We start from the raw sequence: 21,111 nt of genomic DNA, 5'->3' as shown, positions 1-21,111 counted from the left end.
TACGCAAGGGTTGTCGGCTTTCTGTACCGGTCGCCCTCAAGTGGGGCCTGGCATCTGCCGATAGAAAGGTCAGATTCGCCATGTATCATCCCCAGGAGCATGCCTCGTGTTGATTTTAATCGGTTACATCGTCGTCATCGGTAGCGTCTTCGGAGGTTATGCGGCGATCGGCGGCCACCTGGGAGCGCTGATACAGCCCTGGGAGTTCGTGATGATCGGGGGCGCCGCGGTCGGTGCCTTCATCTGTGCCAACAACGGCAAGGCGATCAAGGCGACGCTGAAATCGTTTTCCAAGCTCAAGCGCACCAAGCGCTACAACAAGATGATGTACATGGAGCTGATGGCGCTCCAGTACCGCCTGCTGACCAAGGCGCGTCGCGACGGCATGCTGGCGATCGAGCGCGATATCGACTCGCCCCAGGAGAGCGCGATCTTCGCCGACTATCCCAAGATTCTCTCCGACCCCATGATCATGGCATTTCTGACCGACTATCTGCGGCTGATGGTCAGCGGCAACATGGACCCGTTCGAGATCGACGCGCTGATGGAGCACGAGATCGAGACTTTCCAGCACGAGGCCGAGGTGCCGGCGCATTCGCTATCCGCGGTCGGCGATGGCCTACCCGCGTTCGGCATCGTGGCCGCGGTCATGGGTGTGGTGCACGCCCTGGGTGCTGCAGATCAGGGGGCGGCAATGATGGGGCAGATGATCGCCCAGGCACTGGTGGGTACCTTTGCCGGCATTCTGATGGCCTACGGTTTCGTTACCCCGGTGGCTCACCATCTCAATCTCCAAGTGAGTGAAGCGACCAAGATGCTGCAGTGCATCCGGGTGACGCTGATGGCCAGCCTCAACGGTCTTGCGCCTCAGCTGGCGGTGGAATTCGGGCGCAAGGCGCTGTTTACGGCGGTGAGGCCGTCGTTCAGTGAACTGGAAGAGCACGTGCGCTCCAGCGGCCAGACTCTGAGAGGCACAGGGACGGACAACTCATGAGTGCAGGGGGTGAGCGGCGCCCGATCATCGTCAAGCGCAAGCGTGTACAGAAGGCGGGTCATCATGGTGGCTCCTGGAAGATCGCTTACGCCGACTTCATGACCGCGCTGATGGCGCTATTCCTGGTGCTATGGATCCTCTCGACCGTCAGTGAGAACGAACTCGAGAGTATTGCCGAGTACTTCCGCACCCCGCTGGCGGTGGCGCTGACGGGGGGCGACAAGAATACCGCCAGTAGCAGTGCCATCCCCGGTGGCGGCGCCGACCCCACTGCCAGTAAGGGAGAGGTGCGTCGGATCGACGTGCGTCAGCAGACCCGCCCCAGCGACGAGCAGCGCATGCTACGTGCCCTGCGTGATCGCCTGAGCAGTGTGATTCGTAATGACCCCCAGTTGCGTCAGCTGCAGTCGCAGCTGCGTATGGACTTCTCCCCTGAAGGACTGCGCGTGCAGATCGTCGATAGCGATCAGCGGCCGATGTTCGAGCTCGGCAGCGATCGGCTGGAGCCCTACATGGTCAAGATCCTGCACAAGATCGCGCCTGTGCTCAACGAGATGCCCAACCTGATCAGTATCAGCGGACATACCGATGCGCTGCCCTATGCCGGGGGCGAAAAAGGCTACAGCAACTGGGAGCTCTCCGCCGACCGCGCCAACGCCTCGCGACGCGAGCTGATCGCCGGCGGGCTGTCGCCCGACAAGTTGCTGCGCGTTGCCGGCATGGGCTCGCGCGTCACCCTGCCGGGCACCGACCCGACTGACGCCGTCAACCGTCGCATCAGCATCGTCGTACTCGATAACCGTGCCTCACGGGCGATCGAGCAGCGCGACGAGTCGGCGTTGCCCAACCCGCTCGATGGGCAGGGACAGTCTGACGGTGGCGGCGAGATTCCGACGCCGGCAATCGCCGTGCCGGGTAATGACGCGACTCCCGCAGTGCCGGCTACCACCGGCGTGCCGGGTAGCGATGCGGCACCTGCGGTGCCAACACCGTCAGTTGGCCAGGCCGCCACGCCGGGGGGCAGACGCCCGCCGCACCGGCTGCTACCGCCACGCCGGCAGGTGGCGCCCAGTCCAGATAGGCGGCCTTGGTTTCTGTGCGTGAGCGGCTATCGGGCCTGGCCCGAGACATCCTGGTGAGGGCGTCGAGAGGGCCCGCGGGTCCCGATGTTGGACTCGCTGCTGGCCGATCGGTCGCTTGGCGGGCGCCATGTCTGACTCCATTCCCTCCCGTGCCGGGTCTTTCGCCCGCCGGGTGACCCGCAGAGACGGGTATTTAACGCCAACACCTAAACAATCCGCATGCGCTGCCGATAGTGGCAGGTAACGACGCTTTTCAGCGCACGGGTTGCCATGAACGGGCGTTGGTGCAAGCGGTTAGGCCGTGCCGAGTTCGCTATCGTGCCAGCATTATCAATGGCTTGGGTGCTTCATAATGGACATAAGTGATTTTTACGACACGTTCTTCGAAGAGGCCGAGGAGCTTCTTGCGGACATGGAACGCCTGCTGCTCGAGCTGGACGTGGACGATCCCGATGTCGAGGATCTCAACGCCATCTTTCGCGCAGCGCACTCCATCAAGGGCGGTGCTGGGACGTTCGGCTTCACGGTGCTCCAGGAGACGACGCACATCCTGGAGAATCTTCTCGACTATACCCGGCGTGGCGAATTGACCCTGCGGCGCGACATCGTCGACACGTTCCTGGAAACCAAAGACATGCTTCACGATCAACTGGATGCTTATCGCAACGGCAATGAACCCGATGCCGAAGCGTTCGAGCGCATCTGTCGCATCCTCCAGCAGATCGCACAGGACGAGCTGGGTCTGCGTAATGCCGTCTCTGCGGCGGCGGAAACGCCGGCTGCCGCGCCGGCGCCTGTTGCGGAACCCGAGCCCGAGCCCGAGACCAAGTCTGCAGCCCCCGAAGCCAGTGAGTCGGCGGCTTCTGGGGCGCGTCAGCTCACCATCACGCTGCTTGGGGTGAGTGCCAAGGATCGTGAGCTGCTGGTCGATGAGCTCAAGCACTTCGGTGACATCGGTGCCCAATCCGGTGACGAGACGCGCTTTCAGGTCACTCTCGAGAGTTCTGAATCCCAGAGCGATATCGAGGCGGTACTGTGCTTCATCATCGAGCCCGAGCAACTGCAGATCGAGGCATCTTCTGCCACTGCTGAGGTGCCCCCGGCCGGCACGAGCGCGCCGGCTTCCAGCTCGGCCGATGTCGAGCCTGCCGCTGCCGAGCCGAGCCAGGCCAGTGCGCCTTCGGCCGGGGCGAGTGCTGGAGAGAGTGCGGCGGCGCCCAAGCCGCCTGCATCGGGTGGCGCCAAGGCGAAGGCGGCGCCCAAGGCCAAGGCCAAGGGCGGTGAATCCGGCACCATTCGGGTGCCCGTAGACAAGGTCGACCAGATCATCAATCTGGTGGGCGAGTTGATCATTACTCAGTCGATGCTCGAACAGACCGCCAGCGACATGGATATCGTCTCCCACGGTCCGCTGGTCAATGGCATGAACCTGCTCCAGCGCAACGCGCGCGACCTGCAGGAGGCGGTCATGTCGGTGCGCATGATGCCGATGGACTACGTCTTCAGCCGCTTTCCGCGGCTGGTGCGCGACTTGGCCGACAAGCTGGGCAAGGAAGTCGAGCTGGTCACCGAGGGTAAATCGACCGAGCTCGACAAAAGCCTGATCGAGCGCATCATCGATCCGCTCACGCACCTGGTGCGCAACAGTCTCGACCATGGTCTCGAATCGCCGGACAAGCGCGAGGCCGCAGGTAAGTCGCGTACGGGGCGGCTGACGCTCTCGGCCCAGCATCAGGGCGGCAATATCCTGATCGAGGTTATCGACGACGGTGCCGGGCTCAGCCGCGACCGGATCCTGGCCAAGGCGCGCGCCAACGGCCTGACCATTCCGGATAACATCAGTGACGATGATGTCTGGCAGATGATCTTCGCGCCGGGCTTCTCCACCGCCGAGCAGGTCAGTGACGTCTCCGGTCGCGGTGTGGGCATGGATGTGGTCAAGCGCAACATCCAGGAAATGGGCGGCCACGTCGAGATCATGAGCCAGCCGGGCAAAGGGACCAATACGCGAATCGTGCTGCCGCTGACGCTCGCCATCCTCGACGGTATGTCGATCCGCTGTGGCGAGGAGACCTTTTTGCTGCCGCTCAACGCCGTGCTCGAATCGCTGCAGCCGCTGGACGAGGATATCTACTCGATGGCCGGCGATGACCAGGTGCTGAAGGTACGCGACGAGTACCTGCCCATCATCACGCTGCACCATGCGCTCGACATTCCGGGTGCCAAGACCACGGTAACCGAAGCGATCGCCGTGATCGTCCAGGGTGAGGGCCGCCGCTATGCGCTGCTGGTCGATGACCTGATCGGTCAGCAGCAGGTCGTGGTGAAGAACCTGGAAACCAACTATCGCCGGGTGCCGGGTATCTCCGCGGCGACCATTCTGGGTGACGGCAGCGTCGCCCTGATTCTCGACATCGCCGACTTGCATCGCCTCGATCGGCGCAAGTCCCAGCAGCGCCATCAGGCGAAACACCATCATTCAGTGGAGGTACAGCCAGCATGACAGCACAAGCGAGCGTGGCGGCCATCGTCAGCGAGGCAGCCAGCAACGAATATCTGGTCTTCTCCCTGGGCGACGAGGAGTATGCGGTCGACATCCTCAAGGTCCAGGAGATCCGCGGCTATGAGAACGTCACTCGGATCGCCAACGTGCCCGAGTTCATCAAGGGCGTGACCAACCTGCGCGGCGTGATCGTGCCGATCATCGACCTGCGCCTGAAATTCCATCTCGAAAACGTCGAGTATGGCGGTCAGACCGTGGTCATCGTGGTCAACGTGGCTGATCGCATCGTGGGTATCGTGGTCGACGGCGTCTCCGACGTCATGAGCCTCACGCCGGATCAGATCAAGCCGGCCCCCGAGTTCGGCGTCACGCTCTCTTCCGACTACTTGAACGGTATCGGCAGCCTCGACGATCGGATGCTGGTCCTGGTGGACATCGAGAAGTTGCTGACTCACGAAGAGATGCAACTGGTCGACCGCACCGCCACGCAGGGTTGAGCTCTCGCCAGCGCCATGCAGATCAAGACCGCAGCCTCGGCTGCGGTCTTGTGTTTGATGCCCACGTTCTCGGCTTTCAGGGGTCCATGTCAATCAGGCGATCGGGGCATCTGCGGTGATGGGCCAGGGAGGGGTCGATTCACGGCTGGTCGATACCCAGGCGTGGTTCGAGACGTCGCTTTAATGGATCAAGACATCGCTTTAGTGGTTTAAGACATTGCTTTATTAGCCGATATACGCGATAGCCCCGGTGTGTGCGGGCGTCATGCTATCGACGGCTCACATCTCGAGCAGTGGTACTCGTCAACCTTCAGGAATATAAGCACATGTTGAATCTTCGTGAGTGGACCATGCGTCGCAAACTCTGGGCGACCCTGATTCTGATGTGGATCGGGCTGATCTTCGTGGCTGGATGGTCGCTCTACTCCATGCGCGCCAATCTCTTCGAGCAGCGCATCCAGAGTCTCGAGTACTTCATCGGTAGCGCCACGAAGCTGGTCGACAGCTACGTCAATCAGGCGCAGCAGGGCAAGTTGAGCGAGCAGGAAGCCAAGCAGCGTGCCATTGCCGATCTCTCTCATCTCAGTTTCGGTGCCGATGGCTATCTGTTCGTCTTCGATTCCAATCTCGATATCGTCTATCACCCGCGCCGCGACGTCGGCAGCAGTATGCGCGACTATCAGGATCCCAATGGCAACTACCTCTATCGCGACATGCTCGCGGCAGGGCAGCAGTCAGGCGGTGGGCTGGTGCGCTATGTATCGCGGCGTAGCGGCGGGGACAAGATGTTCGACAAGCTGAGCTATGTCATGCGCATCCCGGCGTGGGACTGGCAGATCGCCACCGGGGTTTACGTCGATGACATCGACGCCATCATCATGCGTGGTCTGATGGTCTATCTGGGGCTGTTCCTGGCCATCGGCGGTGTGCTGTCGCTGGTCGTGGCTTGGGTGATTCGCAATGTGCTGTCGCGTCTGGGCGGCGACCCTGGCCACGCGCGCGAGCGTGTCCAGCGCATTGCCGGGGGTGATTTCACGCAGCCCCTGATGCTCAAGGCTGGTGACGACAGTAGCCTGCTGCACGCCATCGAGGGCATGCGCCGGCGGCTCAACGACACCTTTGCCGATGTCCGTGCCAGCGCCGAGTGGGTCAACGTGGGGGCCGGTCAAATTGCCAGCGGTAACCAAGATCTCGCGGTGCGCACTGACCAGCAGTCGGCGGCCATCGTCGAGACCGCGTCGAGCATGGAGCAGTTGACCCAGACCGTACGCCACAACGCCGACAACGCAGATGCTGCCACTCAGGCTGCGGCGCAGACGCGACAGCGGGCGGAACAGGGTGGCGCCATGATGCACGATGTCGAAGCGACCATGGCCAAGATCCAAGAGAGTTCGCGCCGGATGGCCGAGATCGTCGACATGATCGACAACATCGCCTTTCAGACCAATATTCTGGCGCTCAACGCCTCGGTCGAGGCCGCGCGCGCGGGTACCGCCGGTCGCGGCTTTGCCGTGGTCGCCGAAGAGGTGCGCAATTTGGCCAGCCGTAGTGCCGATGCCTCACGCGAGATTCGTGGACTGATCGGCACTGCCGGTGAGCAGGTGGATACCGGTGTCGATCTGGTCGGCAAGGTCGGGACGGCGATGGAGGAGATCGTAGCCTCGGTATCCAGCGTCAGCGGCCTGATGGACGAGATCGCGGGCGCCTCGCGCGAGCAGCGTGGAGGCATCGAGCAGGTCAATCAGGCGATTTCCGAACTCGACCAGGTCACCGGTCAGAACGCCAGTCTGGTACAGCAGACCGCCAGTGCATCGCAGTCCCTGGTCGAGCAGGCCAAGCGTCTCGAGGCAGCGCTGGAACTCTATCGTGTGCAGGCTGCCGACGGTGCCAGCGGTGACGCGCGTATCGGGCAACAGCCCGCGGCGCGGACGCGTCTGGCGGCATCTCCGGCCATGGCCTGAGGCCGTTTGCCGGCGGGGCATTCGCTAAAGTTTGGCACGGCTGAGCCGATAGCTAGTACGACTAATAAAGCGGGTCCGGGAGGCGCTAACCGCGCATCACCGGATCCGAAACAATACCGGGAAAACTGTCATGCGAAACAATCAACCCGTGATCGATCGGGAAGTCCCGCTGGACGACGACGCTTATTTGATTTCGCGCACCGACCTCGATAGCCGGATCACCTATGCCAACCCGGCCTTCGTGCGCGTCAGTGGTTTCGCTTATGAAGAGCTGCTCGGGGCGCCTCACAACATCGTGCGTCATCCCGACATGCCGCCGGCGGCCTTCGCCGATCTCTGGCAGACCCTCAAACAGGGCAAGGCCTGGACCGGGGTGATCAAGAACCGCTGCAAGGATGGCAGTTTCTACTGGGTGCAGTCGACGGTGACGCCGATCATCGACGGCGATGAGGTGGTTGGTTATACCTCGGTACGGGTCAAGCCCAGCGACGAAGAGCGCAAGCTCGCCGAGGCCGTCTATCCGCGCATGCTCGCCGGTCGCGGCCGTGGCTACCGCTTGCAGCAGGGACGTCTACAGCGGCGTGGCGCGGTGGCGGCCGTCAGACGTTTCAATCTGAGATCGCTCAAGGGTCGTCTGATCGCAATGATGGTATTTGCGCTCTTGATCCTGGGGGCCAGCGGGGGGCTTGCGGTATACGCGCTGAATGCCAGCGGCGAGCGTCTGCAGACCCTCGCCGAGCAGGGCATGGGCGATCTGGCGCGTCTGCAGAAGATCGATCAGTTGATGTCGAAGGGACGCGATCTGGTGTCGAAGCCGGTCAGCAACCCCATGGCCGCCGATCTGGCACCGATCAAGACCCAGGTCGATGCCTTGACCGGCGAATTGCAATCCACCTGGCAAGCCTACTATGAAGGTCGCCCGGAGAATCAGTCAGCCGCTGCCGAGACGTTCGCCGCCGACCTTCAGCGCTATCAGGAGCAGGGGTTGGGCGCGGTGATGAAGGCACTGGAGAGCGGCGACTTCTATCAGTCCTACGTGGCCTTCAACGACGTACTGCAGGCGGACAGCGACAAGACCAGCGCCGATCTCAACGCGCTGGTGGAGGCCAAGCGGCGCAGCGGTACAGAGATGGTGGCGGCCGCTGAATCGGCTCAGCACCAAGCCTTGATGGTGTTGATCGGGCTGTTGCTGGCCGGCGCCCTGGTGCTGCTGTTGATCGGGGTGACCACGATCCGGGCGGCGCTCAGGCCGGTGCGCGAGGCGCTCGACTTCACCCGTCAGATCGCCTCGGGCAACCTCGGCGCCGAGCTCAACCAGCGGAGCAAGGATGAACTGGGGCAGTTGATCATTGCGCTCAATGGCATGCGCCAGAGCCTGGGAACCATCGTCGGGGATGTCGATGCCAACGTGGCGGTGGTGCGTCCGGCGACCCAAGACATCGCCCAGGGTAACGAGGATCTCTCTACGCGGACCGAGCAGCAGGCCGCCTCCCTGGCGCAGACCGCGAGCAGCATGGAGCAGATGACCGCGACGGTGAAGCAGAACGCTGACAACGCGCGCCAGGCGAGCCAACTGGCGGGTGGCGCTACCGACACGGTCCGACGCAGCGGCGAGGTCATGGGGCAGGTGGTCGACACCATGGGACGCATCACCGACAGTTCGCGTAAGGTCGGGGACATCGTCGGGGTGATCGACTCGATCGCCTTCCAGACCAATATTCTGGCGCTCAACGCTTCGGTCGAGGCGGCGCGAGCCGGAGAACAGGGCCGCGGGTTTGCGGTGGTGGCAGGTGAAGTGCGCAGTCTGGCGAGTCGCAGTGCCGAAGCTGCCAAGGAGATTCGTAAACTGATCGATAGCTCGACCCATGAAGTGGGGCACGGCGCGGATCTGGTACGTGAGGCCGAAGGTGCGATCGGCGAGGTCGTCGATGCGGTGACTCGGGTCAATGACATCATCAGTGAAATATCGGCAGCTTCCGAGGAGCAGACCAGCGGTATTCAGCAGATCAGCCAGGCGGTGGCGCAGATGGACGAAGTCACACAGCAGAACGCCCAGCGTGTGCAGACCAGTGCGGCGTCCGCGGCCGAGCTGCGCACCAGCGTCGACAGCCTGGCGCGCTCCATCTCGGTTTTCCGGCTTGCCGGTAGTGGTAAAGAACGTGTGCCCGGCGGTGGCCAAGAGCCGCGTCTGGCGCCTAACCCGACAGCGTCGAAACGTGCTGCCCCGGCGTTGGTGTCGAGCGACAAGCCCCGGGCTCGCCCGGCCAGCGGTAACGATACAGGGGAGTGGGAGGCATTTTGAAAAACGATCAGACCATGTTTGCTGCTGCCAATTCGGAAGCAGCCGATGCCCCGGCGAGCTTCTCTCGCGATCTCGATTTCACCGTGCGCGACTTCGAGCGGGTGCGGGCGTTGATCTACCGGCGCGCTGGTATCGTCATGGCCGATAACAAGCGCGAGATGGTCTATAGCCGTCTGGCCAAGCGCCTGCGGCTACACGGCATGACTCGCTTCGGCGACTACCTGGCGCACCTCGATGCGCGCCCGGAATCCGACGAGTGGGAGGCGTTCACCAACGCCTTGACCACCAATCTCACCGCTTTCTTTCGTGAGGCCCACCATTTCCCGGTGCTGGCGGAAGAGATCAAGCGCCGCGGTCCGAGTATCAAGATCTGGTGTGCCGGTGCCTCTACCGGTGAAGAGCCCTACTCGCTGGCGATGACCGTGCAGGAGGCGCTGGGTTCGGCGGCCTCCCAGGTCAAGATTCTGGCCACTGACATCGATACCGAAGCGCTCAATACCGCGCGCCAGGGGATCTACCCGCTGGAAGCGGTCGAGAAACTCGGTGAGACGCGTTGCCGGCGTTTTTTCCAGCGCGGCAGCGGCGCGCGCGCGGGCAAGGCGCGGGTGCGGCCGGAGCTGGCGTCGATGATCGATTTCCGCACGCTCAACCTGGTCACCGACAAGTGGTCGTTGAATGCCCCGTTCGACATCATTTTCTGTCGTAACGTCATGATCTATTTCGACAAGGAGACGCAGTCGGCGATCCTGCGCCGCTTCGCCTCGCAGATGAAACCTGATGGCCTGCTGTTTGCCGGTCACTCCGAGAACTTTTCGTTTCTGAATCAGACATTCCGCCTGCGCGGTCAGACCATTTACACGCTGGCGGCGAATGCCGTCGCCGGCGCCGCGCGAGGAGGGCGCCCGGCATGAAACCTCGGATCAAGGTACTGTGCGTCGACGACTCGGCGCTGATTCGCGACCTGATGACCAAGATCATCGAGTCGCAGCCGGACATGGAGGTCGTGGCCACTGCGCCCGATCCGCTGGTGGCGCGTGATCTGATCAAGCGCCACAACCCGGATGTGCTGACCCTGGACGTCGAGATGCCGCGCATGGATGGGCTCGACTTCCTCGAACGTCTCATGCGTCTGCGCCCCATGCCGGTACTGATGGTTTCCTCGCTGACCCAGCGCGGCTCCGAGATCACCCTGCGTGCGCTAGAGCTGGGGGCGGTCGATTTCGTCGCCAAGCCAGAGGTGGGCATTCGTGAAGGAATGCTCGAATATGCCGACATGATCGCCGACAAGATCCGTGCCGCGGCGCAGTCGCGGCCGCGTCGTCAGCCCGAGGCTGCGGCACCGTCGGTGTCCCGCGAAGCGCTCAAAGCGCCGATGCTGTCGAGCGAGAAGCTGATCATCATCGGCGCCTCGACCGGCGGTACCGAAGCGATTCGCCAGGTGCTCGAACCGCTGCCCGCCAACAGTCCGGCGATTCTGGTGACTCAGCACATGCCCAGCGGTTTCACCCGCTCTTTTGCCGAGCGCCTCGATCGCCTGTGTCGGGTCACGGTCAAGGAGGCCGAACAAGGCGAGCGGGTGCTGCCCGGGCATGTCTACATTGCCCCCGGCGACTGGCACATGCGCCTGGCGCGTTCCGGGGCCAACTACGTGATCGCACTGGACGATACCGCGCCGGTCAATCGCCATCGGCCCTCGGTCGACGTCCTGTTCGACTCGGCGGCCAACTGCGCCGGCCGCAACGCGCTCGGGGTGATCCTCACCGGTATGGGCAAGGACGGCGCCGCGGGGCTGCTCAAGATGCGTCAGGCCGGGTCGCACACCGTAGCTCAGGACGAGGCCAGCTGCGTGGTGTTCGGCATGCCCAAGGAGGCGATAGCCCTTGGGGGCGCCGAAGAAATTGTGTCGCTGCCGGAGATCGCGCGCCACCTGGTACAGCAGATGCACGCCTCCGGTCGCGCACAGCGGGTTTAAAGCTGACGGCGCGGTTGCCGATAATCAGGGCAACCGCCCGCGTATTGAAAAGGATTGAGGAAAGACGATGGCTGACAAGAACATGAGCATTCTGGTCGTGGATGACTTCCCGACCATGCGCCGAATCGTGCGCAGCCTGCTCAAGGAACTCGGGTTCGAGAACGTCGAAGAGGCGGAAGATGGCCAGGAAGCGCTGACCAAACTGCGCGCTGGTGGCTTCGAGTTCGTGGTCTCGGACTGGAACATGCCCAATCTGGACGGCCTCGAGATGCTCAAGGAGATCCGTCAGGATCCGGCGCTGTCGTCACTGCCGGTGCTGATGGTCACGGCAGAAGCCAAGAAAGAGAACATCATCGCCGCGGCCCAGGCCGGCGCCAACGGCTACGTCGTCAAGCCGTTCACGGCTGCCACGCTGGAAGAGAAGCTCAACAAAATTTTCGAAAAACTGGGCAAATGACGCCACAGGAGGGTAGATCATGAGCGGTGCCAACCCTCAGGAGACGGCGGCTCCCGACGATCTTATTCGTCGCATCGGCCATCTCACGCGCATGTTGCGGGACAACATGCGCGAGCTGGGCCTGGACAAGGAGGTCGAGCGCGCGGCCCAGGCGATTCCCGATGCCCGCGATCGCCTGAGCTACGTCGCGTCGATGACCGAGCAGGCCGCCGAACGAGCGCTCAATGCCATCGACCAGGCGCAGCCGATCCAGAACTCGCTGGAGAGCGAAGCGCTGGCGCTCGACAAGCGCTGGGATGCCTGGTTCGCCGAGCCCAAGGAGCTCGACGAGGCCAAGGCGCTGGTCACCGACACCCGTAGCTACCTGCAGGCGGTACCCAAGCAGACCAGCGCGACCAATGCGCAACTGCTCGAGATCATGATGGCCCAGGACTTCCAGGATCTCACCGGCCAGGTGATCAAGAAGATGATGGACGTCATCCGCGAGATCGAACAGCAACTGCTGCAGGTGCTGATCGACAACGCGCCGGAAAGCGCCGAACGGCGCGAGCTCTCGGCGTCCGTCGCGGCCAAGCAGTCGAATTCGCTGCTCAACGGCCCTCAGATCAACCCTCAGGCCGCGGATGTGGTGAGCAACCAGGATCAGGTCGACGACCTGTTGGACAGCCTAGGCTTCTGAACCGACGCCGCGGCCCCATTGGGGGGCGCGGCAGCTTCCCTCGGCAGGCCGTTCTATAGATAGCGTTTCGCCGGCCTGCATCTCGCAGCTGAAATCTCGCAACTGACATTTCGCAGCTGAAATCTCATCGCTGACCTCCCACGCCGCGGCGTTGGACAAGGGCGCGGTCGTTCAGCGCTGCTCGCACGAGAAATAGCCGCCACTTGGCCGTGCTATTTCTGCCTTTGACTTTCCACGCCGCCACGCAAAATGTCGTCCACGCGATGATGCGCCTCACCATGGCGGAGTCCGCTTGGCCGAGCAGAACGACAGCGATCAGGAAAAGACCGAACCAGCGACACCTCGACGCCTGCAGAAGGCGCGCGAGGAAGGGCAGGTCGCGCGCTCGCGTGAGCTCGCCACCTTTTTGTTGCTGGTCTGTGGTGTCGGCGGGCTGTGGCTCATGGGGCACAACCTGTACGACGACCTGGGCATGGTGATGGAACAGTCGTTCATATTCGATCGCGGCATGATCTTCGACACTTCGCGCACGCTCAGCCATGTCTGGACCCTGGGCCAGAGTACGCTGATCGTGCTGCTGCCGCTGTTCCTGCTGTTCGCGGTGGCGGCGGTACTCGGGCACACGTTGCTCGGGGGCTGGCTGCTGTCGGCCAAGTCGATGGCGCCGCAGCTCAGCAAGCTCAATCCGCTAAAGGGGTTGAAGCGCATGTTCTCGACCCAGGCGCTGGCCGAGCTGGCCAAGGCGATTGCCAAGTCGGCGCTGGTCGGTGGGGTCGGCGTCTACTATCTGTGGTCGCATAAGGGCAACCTGCTCGGGCTGATGGAGCTGCCGATACAGCAGGCGCTGGCCACGGCGATGCGCATGGCGGCGATAGGCTGCGGGCTGATCGTGGCCTCGATGATCGTGGTGATCCTGATCGATGTCCCCTACCAGATCTGGAGTCACCACAAGAAGCTGCGCATGAGTCGTGAAGACATCCGGCAGGAACACAAGGAGAGCGAGGGCGACCCCCACGTCAAGGGGCGCATTCGTTCGCAGCAGCAGGCAATGGCACGGCGGCGCATGATGAGCAAGGTGCCCAGTGCCGACGTGATCGTGACCAACCCGACCCACTATGCCGTGGCGCTGAGCTATGAACAGACCTCGATGGCGGCGCCTCGCGTAGTGGCGAAAGGTGCTGACGAGGTCGCTGCGCGCATTCGCGAACTGGGCGATGAGCACGGTATTCCGCGACTGGAGGCACCACCGCTGGCGCGGGCGCTCTACCGGCACGTCGATCTCGACCACGAGATTCCGGCCGATCTGTACACCGCGGTCGCCGAGGTACTGGCCTGGGCGTTCCGACTCAAACAGGTAGCGAGCGAGGGTGGCGAGACGCCACCGACGCCGCACGATCTTCCCGTCCCGCCGAGTCTAGACGATCGCGGCGACGGAACGGATGCCCCCAAGGAGGGTGAATGAACGCGCTGACCCAGTGGTTCGGCCGGCAGCAGATGGCCGGCAACTCACAGTTGAAGCTGCTGGCCGGCCCGGTGCTGATCATCATGATTCTGAGCATGATGATCCTGCCGCTGCCGCCGTTCGCGCTCGATCTCTTCTTCACCTTCAATATCGCGCTCTCGATCATGGTGCTGCTGGTCAGCATGTTCACCGAGAAGCCGCTCGATTTCGCTGCCTTCCCGGCGGTGCTGCTGTTCTCGACCCTGCTGCGGCTGTCACTCAACGTGGCCTCGACCCGTGTAGTCCTCATGGATGGGCATGAGGGGGGGGACGCCGCGGGCAAGGTGATCGAAGCCTTCGGCGAGTTCCTGATCGGCGGTAATTTCGCCGTGGGATTGGTGGTGTTCCTGATTCTGGTGGTGATCAACTTCATGGTCATCACCAAGGGGGCTGGGCGTATCGCCGAGGTCGGCGCGCGCTTCACCCTGGATTCCATGCCGGGCAAGCAGATGGCCATCGACGCCGATCTCAACGCCGGTCTGATCGGTGAAGAGGACGCGCGTCGGCGGCGCAGCGAACTCAACCAGGAGTCCGAGTTCTACGGCTCCATGGATGGTGCCAGCAAGTTCGTGCGTGGTGACGCCATGGCGGGGCTCCTGATCATGGTGATCAACCTGATCGGCGGGCTGATGATCGGGATCGGCCAGCATGGCATGCCGTTCGCCGAAGCGGCCAAGACCTATACGCTGCTCACCGTGGGTGACGGCCTGGTGGCGCAGATTCCGGCACTGGTCATCTCCACTGCGGCGGGTGTCACGGTTTCCCGCGTCAACACCGACCAGGACGTCGGCCAGCAGCTGCTCAGCCAGCTGTTCAACAATCCGCGGGTGATGTATCTCGCCGCCGGCGTGATGACGCTGCTCGGGGTCATCCCCGGCATGCCCAACCTGGTGTTCTTGCTGTTCGCGATCGCCCTCGGCAGTCTCGGCTGGTGGCTGTCGCGCCAGAATCAGCAGCAGGCGGCGCAGCGCGTGGAGGAGAAGGCGCCCGCCGCGGTGCAGGAAACCCCGGAGGCGAGCTGGGACGATGTGCAGCTGGTCGACACCCTGGGGCTCGAGGTCGGGCACCGGTTGATCCCGCTGGTCGATCAGCGCCAGCAGGGCGAGCTGCTGGGGCGGATCAAGAGCGTACGCAAGAAGTTCGCCCAGGACGTCGGCTTTCTGCCCTCGGTGGTGCATATCCGTGACAACCTCGAGCTCAGCCCCAATACCTACGTGATCACCCTCAAGGGGGTCGAAATCGGGCGTGCCGAGGCGTTCCCCGGGCGCTGGCTGGCGATCGACCCGGGCCAGGTTTCCGGGGCGATCGAAGGCGTCGAGACCGAGGACCCGGCATTCGGTCTCAAGGCTTACTGGATCGACACCGCCCAGCGCGAGCGCGCACAGATCTATGGCTATACGGTGGTCGACGCCAGCACCGTGGTGGCGACCCATCTCAACCATCTGCTGCACGAGCACGCCGATGACATGCTGGGCCGTGCCGAGGTGCAGCAGCTGCTGGACAAGGTCTCCGAGCAGCAGAAATCGCTGGTCGAGGACGTGGTGCCCAAGCTCGTTCCGCTCACCACGGTACAGCGTATCCTGCAGAACCTGCTCGCCGAAGACGTGCCGATCCGCGACATGCACACCATCCTCGACGTGCTGGCCGAGTTCGCGCCGCAGCAGACCGACGCCAACGAGCTCACCGCAATCGTTCGCGTGGCGCTGGGTCGTGCCATCACTCAGCAGTGGTTCCCCGGGCACGAGCCGATGCACGTCATCGGTCTCGAGCCGCGTCTCGAACAGGTGCTGACCCAGGCGCTCAACAACGGTGGGGCGCTCGAACCGGGCTTGGCCGACACTCTGATGAAGCAGTCTGCCGCCGCGGTCGAGCGCCAGCAGAGCCGTGACGAGCCCGCGGTGCTGGTGGTTCAGCACGGCCTGCGGGCGCTACTGGCGCGTTTCCTGCGGCGCCAGATCAAGTCTTTGGTGGTGCTCTCCCAGGCCGAGATACCCGATGATCGCTCGCTGCGAGTCACCGCTACCATCGGTGGCAACGGCTGATGCCTCGCGCGGCGCTGATGTCTCTGGCGCTTACGCTGTGCGCTACGCTGGGAACGAGTGAAGCGGTGGCCGCGGCAGCGGGCTCCTGGGTCGGCGCGCTGCCACGACAGGTGGTGGTGGCCAGTCAACGCGCGCTGAGCAGTGATCAGGTCATGCCTCCGGCGCATCTCGGCCAGGCCAGTGTGACCCGCGTGTCCTGGCGTTTCGACGTCGAGGGTCCGGTGCAGGGGCTGGAGGCCAAGTTGTGCCAGGCAGAGCTCTGTGTGGCGCTGGACACGACCCATGGCAGCACCCGGCGCTTCGCCGGCCGTGATGCTGCGCAGCCGCTGCGGTTCGAGTTTCGTCTGCGTCCGCGCAGTGGGACGCGCGCGGTGATCAGCCACGGCCAGATCATGGTGGATTTCGCGCGTGGGGCACCCTTAACGGGCGGTAAAAAGGCAAAATAGCGTCTCCGAGCCCGGGAATTTGACGGCTAGCGCTGGCCCCGGCGACGCATAATGGATCGACTGGCACCGCTTTTGCGTCGGGCCGGACGGGTTAATCACGAGGCGATGCGATGTATACCGTACAGGGCAAAATCGATCAGCGGGCAATGATCGAACAGTACATGCCGATGGTGAGACGACACGCTCTCTCGCTGCAGGTCCGGCTGCCCGCGAGTGTCGAACTCGATGACCTGATCCAGGCCGGCATGGTGGGGCTGCTCGACGCCATGGGGCGCTATGACAACGCCCATGGCGCCAGCTTCTCCACCTACGCCAATCAGCGTATTCGCGGGGCGATGATCGACGAACTGCGCAGCCGTGACTGGATGCCGCGCAGCGTGCGGCGTAACGCTCGGGCCCTCGATCAGGCGGTCGGACGTCTGGAGCAGCGGCTCGGGCGCACGCCCGAAGAGCGCGAGATCGCTCAGGAGATGGGCATCTCCCAGAGCGAGTACCACCAGCTGCTGACAGACGCCAACAACGGCTTCCTGCTCGCCTACGATGAGAGCGACAGCGAGAATGGGGTGGGCGCGGTCAGCGAAGGCGGGCCGCCTTCGCCCTTCGAGGCGCTGCTCGATGGCGACAACCGCGAGCGCCTGATGGCGGCGATCGATGCACTGCCGGAGCGCGAAAAGCTGCTGCTGGGGCTCTACTATCAGGAGGAGCTCAATCTCAAGGAGATTGGCGCGGTGCTGGGTGTGAGTGAATCCCGCGTGTGTCAGTTGCATAGCCAGGCGGTCGCTCGTCTGCGCAGCCGCCTGGTCAACTAGGCTCTATACGAAAACGACTTGCGCTCGCTGACTTTTCGTCCAAACCCTGGCCGTTTCCCGGCGGTGGCCGCGCTGGCGGCCGACCATACGCATCCCGCGACCCGGGCGAAGTCTCTCTTCGCCCGGGTCGCTGCTTTTCTGGTGCGGTGTCTTTTCAGTCGAGCTCAGAGGGTGGAGTCGAACTCAGGGGGCCTCGCCGCTGTGCTGGCCGGTGCTGCTCGGGTGCGCTAGTTCGCTGGCAATGCGCTCACCGACCGCCTGCCAGGCCTCGCCCAGGGTGCGCACCAGCGCCGGATAGCCATCGGCGGTGAGCGGCCGGGTGACGTTGAAGGGCGCCTGGCGCACCACGCGGTTGCCCTCGCGTAACTGCCACTCGCCCGATACCACCGCCTGACCGTCGTAGCGCCCCTGGAAGCGATCCACCTCGACGCTGAGACGTGCGTCACTGCTGCTGCCCGTCCCCAGTACCAGGGTCTGCGGCAGCGCTTGAGTCAGGGTCTGGCGCAGGTTACGGGTCAACTGACTGCCCAGGCTATCGGCCCACAGGTTCTGATTGGCGCTATTGAGCTCGATATCGCTCAACTGCATCACGATGCCTTCCTGATCCAGATAGCTCGAGATCGCCACCGGCTGCACCACCAGCGTCGGCGTGCTGACGCCGGTCACCGGTGTCACGTCGCCGGCCGCCGGCAGGACATAGCGGCTGGGAGTGCTGGGCGTGCCGGCACAGCCGGCCAGGGTGAACAGACCGGCGACCAGCAGCAGGCCGAGGGCGCTGCGGCCTGGATGCAGTTTTCGTATCTGCGCCCAGCGCGGCATCTTGCGCGTCGATGTGGTGGACGGTGTCTCAGGAGACGATCTCATGGTGCGGCCCTCGGCGTGGGATCGGCCTGAACCTCACGATCGAAGATCAGGGCATTGGGTTTCTCGCTCAGCGTGCGCGCCACCGGCTGCAGGTCGCGCATCAGCTGCTCCAGCTGCTTGAGCGTGTCATTGAGCTGGCGGTAGCCGGACGATCCGGAGGAGAAGCCGTTCAAGGTGTTCTGCAGCTCCTCGAGAGTATCGTTGACGCTGCCCGGCAGCTGTTGGGTGGCCGGGTCGGAGACGATCGCATTGACCGACTCGGCGATCTGCTGCACCTGTTCGAGGGTCTTCTGCGAGGTCTGCATGGTCTTGTCGAGGCTCGACAGGATCGGCTCGACTTTAAGATTGTTGAGCTTGTCGAGCAGGTTGGAGACTTTCTGCTCGATCTGCGCAAAGCCGCCGGAGACCGTCGGGAAGACCGGCTTGCCGTCGAATGTCATCGGCTTGTAGGCAGGCGCATCGTCGCTGAAGTTGAGGTCGACGAAGAGCGCGCCGGTGAGCAGATTGCCGGCCTTGAGCGTGGCGCGCAGACCGAGATCCTTGAACATCTTCTCGAAGCGCTCGCGCACCTCCTTGTCGTCGATCTGCTTGTTGATGTCCTCGCCGCTCTCCAGCCGCTGCGGTTCGATCCGGATCAGCACCGGAATCGCGAACTGGCTGAGGCTATCCGGCTGCGGCGCGGTGAAGTGCCAGGGTACCGAGACCACGGTACCGACACGCACGCCGCGATACTCCACCGGGGCGCCGCGGCTCAGGCCGCGCACGGTGTCATCGACCAGCAGCACGTAGTCGACGTACTGATCGTAAGTGCCTTCGCGGGCGCTCTCTTCGCTGTTGTAGAGGGTGTAAGTGGCGTTCTGCTTGGCCGGATTGCCCTGGGTCACGTCCTCGGGCACACCGAAGGTGACTCCGCCGCTGATCAGGGTTTCGAACGAGTCCAGGTTGACGCTGACGCCTTCGGAGTTGAGCTGAACGTCGATGCCCGAAGCGCTCCAGAAGCGGGTGGTGTCCGTCACCAGCGAATCGTAGGGTGCCTGAATGAACAGACGGTGGCGCATCTCGCGTTTCTCGGGATCGAAGTCGGTGCTCTCCACCCGACCCACGGTGTAGCCCTGATAGGTGACCGGGTCGCCGGCGCTGAGCGAGTTACCCACCTGGCTGACCAGATTGATGCGCAGCCCCGGTGCATCGGGCGGAGCTACCGGCGGCTGATCGAGCACGTCGAAGTGATCCTGGTATTTGTCGCTCTTGCCCGGTGCCAGTTGGATGTAGGCACCCGAGAGCACCGTACCCAACCCGCTGATCCCCTCGCGGCCGATACGCGGTTTGACCACCCAGAAGCGGGTATCACTGTTGAGCATGCGTCCGGCGTCGCTGGACATGCGCGCGGTCACCACGGTGTGGGAGAGATCGTCGGAGAGGCGCACGCTCTCGACGTGTCCGACCTCGACGTTGCGCGTCTTGATCAGCGTCTTGCCGGCCTCGATGCCTTCGGCATTCTCCATGTCCAGGGTCACCAGCGGGCCACGGCTGGAGAAGTTGTCCCAGACCATCCAGGCACCGATCAGCGCCGCCAGCAGTGGCACGATCCAGATCGGCGACAGGCGCGACTGGGACAAGCGCTTGGCGCGCTGCAGCGAATCAGACATCGTCGGCTTCCTTGACCGGAGAGTAGGGGGACTGGCGCTTGAGCGCCGCTGGCATGTGGGGCTGAACGTCGCGCGTATCCCATATCAGGCGTGCATCGAAGGTGATCGCCGCCAGCATGGTGATGATCACCACCGAGGCGAAGGCGAGCGCCGCCGGCCCTGGGGTGATGGCCAGTAGCGAGCCTGCATGCACCAGTGAGACCAGGATGGCCACCACGAACACGTCGATCATCGACCAGCGGCCGATGAACTCGGTGATGCGATAGAGCTTGAGCCGCTTGTGCCGGTAGCTGAGCTGGCCACGTTTGCGGACCACGATGCACAGCCACGCCATGGCCAGAATCTTGCCGATGGGTACCACCACGCTGGCGGTGAAGATGATCAGCGCGATCGGCCAGTCGCCATGGGAGAGAAAGATCAGCACCCCGCCAATGATGGTGGACGGGGTCTCGCTGCCCAGCGAGGTGGTGGTCATGATCGGATAGAGGTTGGCCGGTATATAGAGGATCACCGCTGCCATCAGCAGGGCCCAGGTGCGCTGCAGGCTGTGTGCGTTGCGAAAGCGCAGCCGCTCGCCACAGCGCGTGCAGCGTCCGCGGCCGAAGTGGCTCAATCGATTGACCAGGCCGCAGGTGGGGCAACCGGTCACACCCTGCGCCGCCGCTGGCTCACCGAGCCGGCAGTTCTCCGGTGCAGGCGGCTCGCCGGCAAGCGAGAACCACATCCAGTCGATATCCAGCGAGCGCGAGGTCCACAGCAGCAGCAGGGCGAAGGCGCAGAACGACCAGAACGACAGCCCCAGATCGACCGAGGCCATGCCCGCGATCTTGATCAGGCTGACCAGGGCGCCGATCACGAAGACATCCGCCATCATCCAGGGCGACAGCTGCACTAGAGCGCGGGCGATGCGCCTGCTGCGCGGTAGTGGTCGGCGGCGCAGCAGGCCGATCTGCAACCAGATCACGCTGAGCAGGTAGAACACCGGCAGCACCACGACGGTGAGAAGTACCAGAATACCCACGAAGGGTTCGTGGAAGTCGACCAGGCTGATCGCGGTATCGGTCAACTGAATGGCGTTGCTGACACCGCGTGCCTCGAAGCGAATGAAGGGAAAGCTCAGCGCCGCGACGAGCGCGATCAGCGCGGTGATCGCCAGCGCCAGACTGCGCTGGGCCGGCCGCGCGTGGCGGTGACTCAGGGTATGGCCACAGCGCGGACAGTTGGCGCGCTGATGGGGACGCAGTGGTGGTAGTGCCACCAGCAGGTCGCACTCGTGGCAGGCACGCAGCCGCCGGCGTCGCATGGCAGGGCGCCACGGCGCGGTGTCCTTGGCGACGGGGTGGTCGATACGCA

At 63.7% G+C, this 21,111-nt stretch carries 17 protein-coding genes; 14 read left to right on the top strand and 3 right to left on the bottom strand.

Annotation, left to right across the window (positions count from 1 at the left end; genetic code table 11):
- The first annotated feature begins 106 nt into the window (after positions 1 to 106).
- The 14 genes from motA to QO259_RS09110 all read left to right on the top strand — a co-directional run bounded on the left by motA (position 107) and on the right by QO259_RS09110 (position 17,245).
- On the top strand, positions 107 to 994 hold the full coding sequence (gene motA / locus QO259_RS09175; RefSeq protein ID WP_207035887.1) for a flagellar motor stator protein MotA: 888 nt from the start codon (positions 107 to 109) through the stop codon (positions 992 to 994).
- The gene (motB, locus tag QO259_RS09170) at positions 991 to 2,133 is read left to right on the top strand and encodes a flagellar motor protein MotB (protein ID WP_353057324.1); all 1,143 of its coding nucleotides are present in this window, start codon (positions 991 to 993) and stop codon (positions 2,131 to 2,133) included. The genes motA and motB overlap by 4 nt, the downstream gene beginning before the upstream one ends.
- A 295-nt stretch (positions 2,134 to 2,428) precedes the next feature.
- On the top strand, positions 2,429 to 4,579 hold the full coding sequence (cheA, locus tag QO259_RS09165; protein WP_285952578.1) for a chemotaxis protein CheA: 2,151 nt from the start codon (positions 2,429 to 2,431) through the stop codon (positions 4,577 to 4,579).
- Complete coding sequence (cheW, locus tag QO259_RS09160) at positions 4,576 to 5,076, top strand: chemotaxis protein CheW (RefSeq protein ID WP_035471726.1); 501 nt, start codon at positions 4,576 to 4,578, stop codon at positions 5,074 to 5,076. Before cheA ends, cheW begins: the two co-directional genes overlap by 4 nt.
- Before the next feature lie 326 nt (positions 5,077 to 5,402).
- On the top strand, positions 5,403 to 7,037 hold the full coding sequence (locus QO259_RS09155; RefSeq protein ID WP_285952577.1) for a methyl-accepting chemotaxis protein: 1,635 nt from the start codon (positions 5,403 to 5,405) through the stop codon (positions 7,035 to 7,037).
- Between the two features lie 130 nt (positions 7,038 to 7,167).
- The gene (locus QO259_RS09150) at positions 7,168 to 9,339 is read left to right on the top strand and encodes a methyl-accepting chemotaxis protein (protein ID WP_207035881.1); all 2,172 of its coding nucleotides are present in this window, start codon (positions 7,168 to 7,170) and stop codon (positions 9,337 to 9,339) included.
- 14 nt (positions 9,340 to 9,353) lie between these two features.
- Positions 9,354 to 10,250, top strand: coding sequence for a CheR family methyltransferase (locus QO259_RS09145; protein ID WP_051895780.1), 897 nt, complete (start codon positions 9,354 to 9,356; stop codon positions 10,248 to 10,250).
- Positions 10,247 to 11,311: a protein-glutamate methylesterase/protein-glutamine glutaminase gene (locus QO259_RS09140; protein WP_207035879.1), complete on the top strand. Its 1,065-nt coding sequence runs from the start codon at positions 10,247 to 10,249 to the stop codon at positions 11,309 to 11,311. Before QO259_RS09145 ends, QO259_RS09140 begins: the two co-directional genes overlap by 4 nt.
- A 67-nt stretch (positions 11,312 to 11,378) precedes the next feature.
- Complete coding sequence (gene cheY / locus QO259_RS09135) at positions 11,379 to 11,768, top strand: chemotaxis response regulator CheY (RefSeq protein WP_035471732.1); 390 nt, start codon at positions 11,379 to 11,381, stop codon at positions 11,766 to 11,768.
- A gap of 19 nt (positions 11,769 to 11,787) precedes the next feature.
- Positions 11,788 to 12,447, top strand: a complete 660-nt coding sequence (cheZ, locus tag QO259_RS09130; protein WP_285952576.1) for a protein phosphatase CheZ — start codon at positions 11,788 to 11,790, stop codon at positions 12,445 to 12,447.
- 292 nt (positions 12,448 to 12,739) lie between these two features.
- Positions 12,740 to 13,909, top strand: coding sequence for a flagellar biosynthesis protein FlhB (gene flhB, locus QO259_RS09125; protein WP_207035875.1), 1,170 nt, complete (start codon positions 12,740 to 12,742; stop codon positions 13,907 to 13,909).
- Positions 13,906 to 15,990, top strand: coding sequence for a flagellar biosynthesis protein FlhA (flhA, locus tag QO259_RS09120; RefSeq protein WP_285952575.1), 2,085 nt, complete (start codon positions 13,906 to 13,908; stop codon positions 15,988 to 15,990). The genes flhB and flhA overlap by 4 nt, the downstream gene beginning before the upstream one ends.
- 17 nt (positions 15,991 to 16,007) lie before the next feature.
- Positions 16,008 to 16,436 carry a flagellar protein FlhE gene (locus QO259_RS09115; protein ID WP_285952574.1) on the top strand — a complete coding sequence of 143 codons (429 nt, stop codon included), beginning with the start codon at positions 16,008 to 16,010 and terminating at the stop codon, positions 16,434 to 16,436.
- Positions 16,437 to 16,546: 110 nt separating this feature from the next.
- Complete coding sequence (locus QO259_RS09110) at positions 16,547 to 17,245, top strand: RNA polymerase sigma factor FliA (RefSeq protein ID WP_207035869.1); 699 nt, start codon at positions 16,547 to 16,549, stop codon at positions 17,243 to 17,245.
- Positions 17,246 to 17,428: 183 nt separating this feature from the next.
- Here the strand turns inward: QO259_RS09110 and QO259_RS09105 are convergent, their stop codons facing one another.
- From QO259_RS09105 to QO259_RS09095, 3 genes are read right to left on the bottom strand one after another with little or no spacing between them, the layout of a single operon-like run.
- On the bottom strand, positions 17,429 to 18,109 hold the full coding sequence (locus tag QO259_RS09105; RefSeq protein WP_207035867.1) for a PqiC family protein: 681 nt from the start codon (positions 18,107 to 18,109) through the stop codon (positions 17,429 to 17,431).
- Positions 18,106 to 19,758 carry an intermembrane transport protein PqiB gene (pqiB, locus tag QO259_RS09100; RefSeq protein WP_285952573.1) on the bottom strand — a complete coding sequence of 551 codons (1,653 nt, stop codon included), beginning with the start codon at positions 19,756 to 19,758 and terminating at the stop codon, positions 18,106 to 18,108. The genes QO259_RS09105 and pqiB overlap by 4 nt, the downstream gene beginning before the upstream one ends.
- Entirely contained in the window at positions 19,751 to 21,061 is a 1,311-nt protein-coding gene (locus QO259_RS09095; RefSeq protein WP_285952759.1) for a paraquat-inducible protein A, read from the bottom strand. Before QO259_RS09095 ends, pqiB begins: the two co-directional genes overlap by 8 nt.
- Positions 21,062 to 21,111: the final 50 nt, after the last annotated feature.

Source organism: Salinicola sp. JS01, from assembly GCF_030284585.1.
Lineage (GTDB): Bacteria > Pseudomonadota > Gammaproteobacteria > Pseudomonadales > Halomonadaceae > Salinicola.
Note: the sequence above shows the minus strand (reverse complement) of the source record. Positions and strands in the feature narration are given on the sequence as shown.

What these genes read in the sequence shown, in the direction of transcription:
- QO259_RS09155 (WP_285952577.1), top strand. Translation starts at nt 5,403, where the DNA reads ATGTTGAATCTTCGTGAGTGGACCATGCGTCGCAAACTCTGGGCGACC.
- QO259_RS09110 (WP_207035869.1), top strand. Translation starts at nt 16,547, where the DNA reads ATGTATACCGTACAGGGCAAAATCGATCAGCGGGCAATGATCGAACAG.
- cheW (WP_035471726.1), top strand. Translation starts at nt 4,576, where the DNA reads ATGACAGCACAAGCGAGCGTGGCGGCCATCGTCAGCGAGGCAGCCAGC.
- pqiB (WP_285952573.1), bottom strand. Translation starts at nt 19,758, where the DNA reads ATGTCTGATTCGCTGCAGCGCGCCAAGCGCTTGTCCCAGTCGCGCCTG.
- QO259_RS09115 (WP_285952574.1), top strand. Translation starts at nt 16,008, where the DNA reads ATGTCTCTGGCGCTTACGCTGTGCGCTACGCTGGGAACGAGTGAAGCG.
- QO259_RS09105 (WP_207035867.1), bottom strand. Translation starts at nt 18,109, where the DNA reads ATGAGATCGTCTCCTGAGACACCGTCCACCACATCGACGCGCAAGATG.
- QO259_RS09095 (WP_285952759.1), bottom strand. Translation starts at nt 21,061, where the DNA reads ATGCGACGCCGGCGGCTGCGTGCCTGCCACGAGTGCGACCTGCTGGTG.
- QO259_RS09140 (WP_207035879.1), top strand. Translation starts at nt 10,247, where the DNA reads ATGAAACCTCGGATCAAGGTACTGTGCGTCGACGACTCGGCGCTGATT.
- cheZ (WP_285952576.1), top strand. Translation starts at nt 11,788, where the DNA reads ATGAGCGGTGCCAACCCTCAGGAGACGGCGGCTCCCGACGATCTTATT.
- QO259_RS09150 (WP_207035881.1), top strand. Translation starts at nt 7,168, where the DNA reads ATGCGAAACAATCAACCCGTGATCGATCGGGAAGTCCCGCTGGACGAC.
- motB (WP_353057324.1), top strand. Translation starts at nt 991, where the DNA reads ATGAGTGCAGGGGGTGAGCGGCGCCCGATCATCGTCAAGCGCAAGCGT.
- QO259_RS09145 (WP_051895780.1), top strand. Translation starts at nt 9,354, where the DNA reads ATGTTTGCTGCTGCCAATTCGGAAGCAGCCGATGCCCCGGCGAGCTTC.
- flhA (WP_285952575.1), top strand. Translation starts at nt 13,906, where the DNA reads ATGAACGCGCTGACCCAGTGGTTCGGCCGGCAGCAGATGGCCGGCAAC.
- cheA (WP_285952578.1), top strand. Translation starts at nt 2,429, where the DNA reads ATGGACATAAGTGATTTTTACGACACGTTCTTCGAAGAGGCCGAGGAG.
- cheY (WP_035471732.1), top strand. Translation starts at nt 11,379, where the DNA reads ATGGCTGACAAGAACATGAGCATTCTGGTCGTGGATGACTTCCCGACC.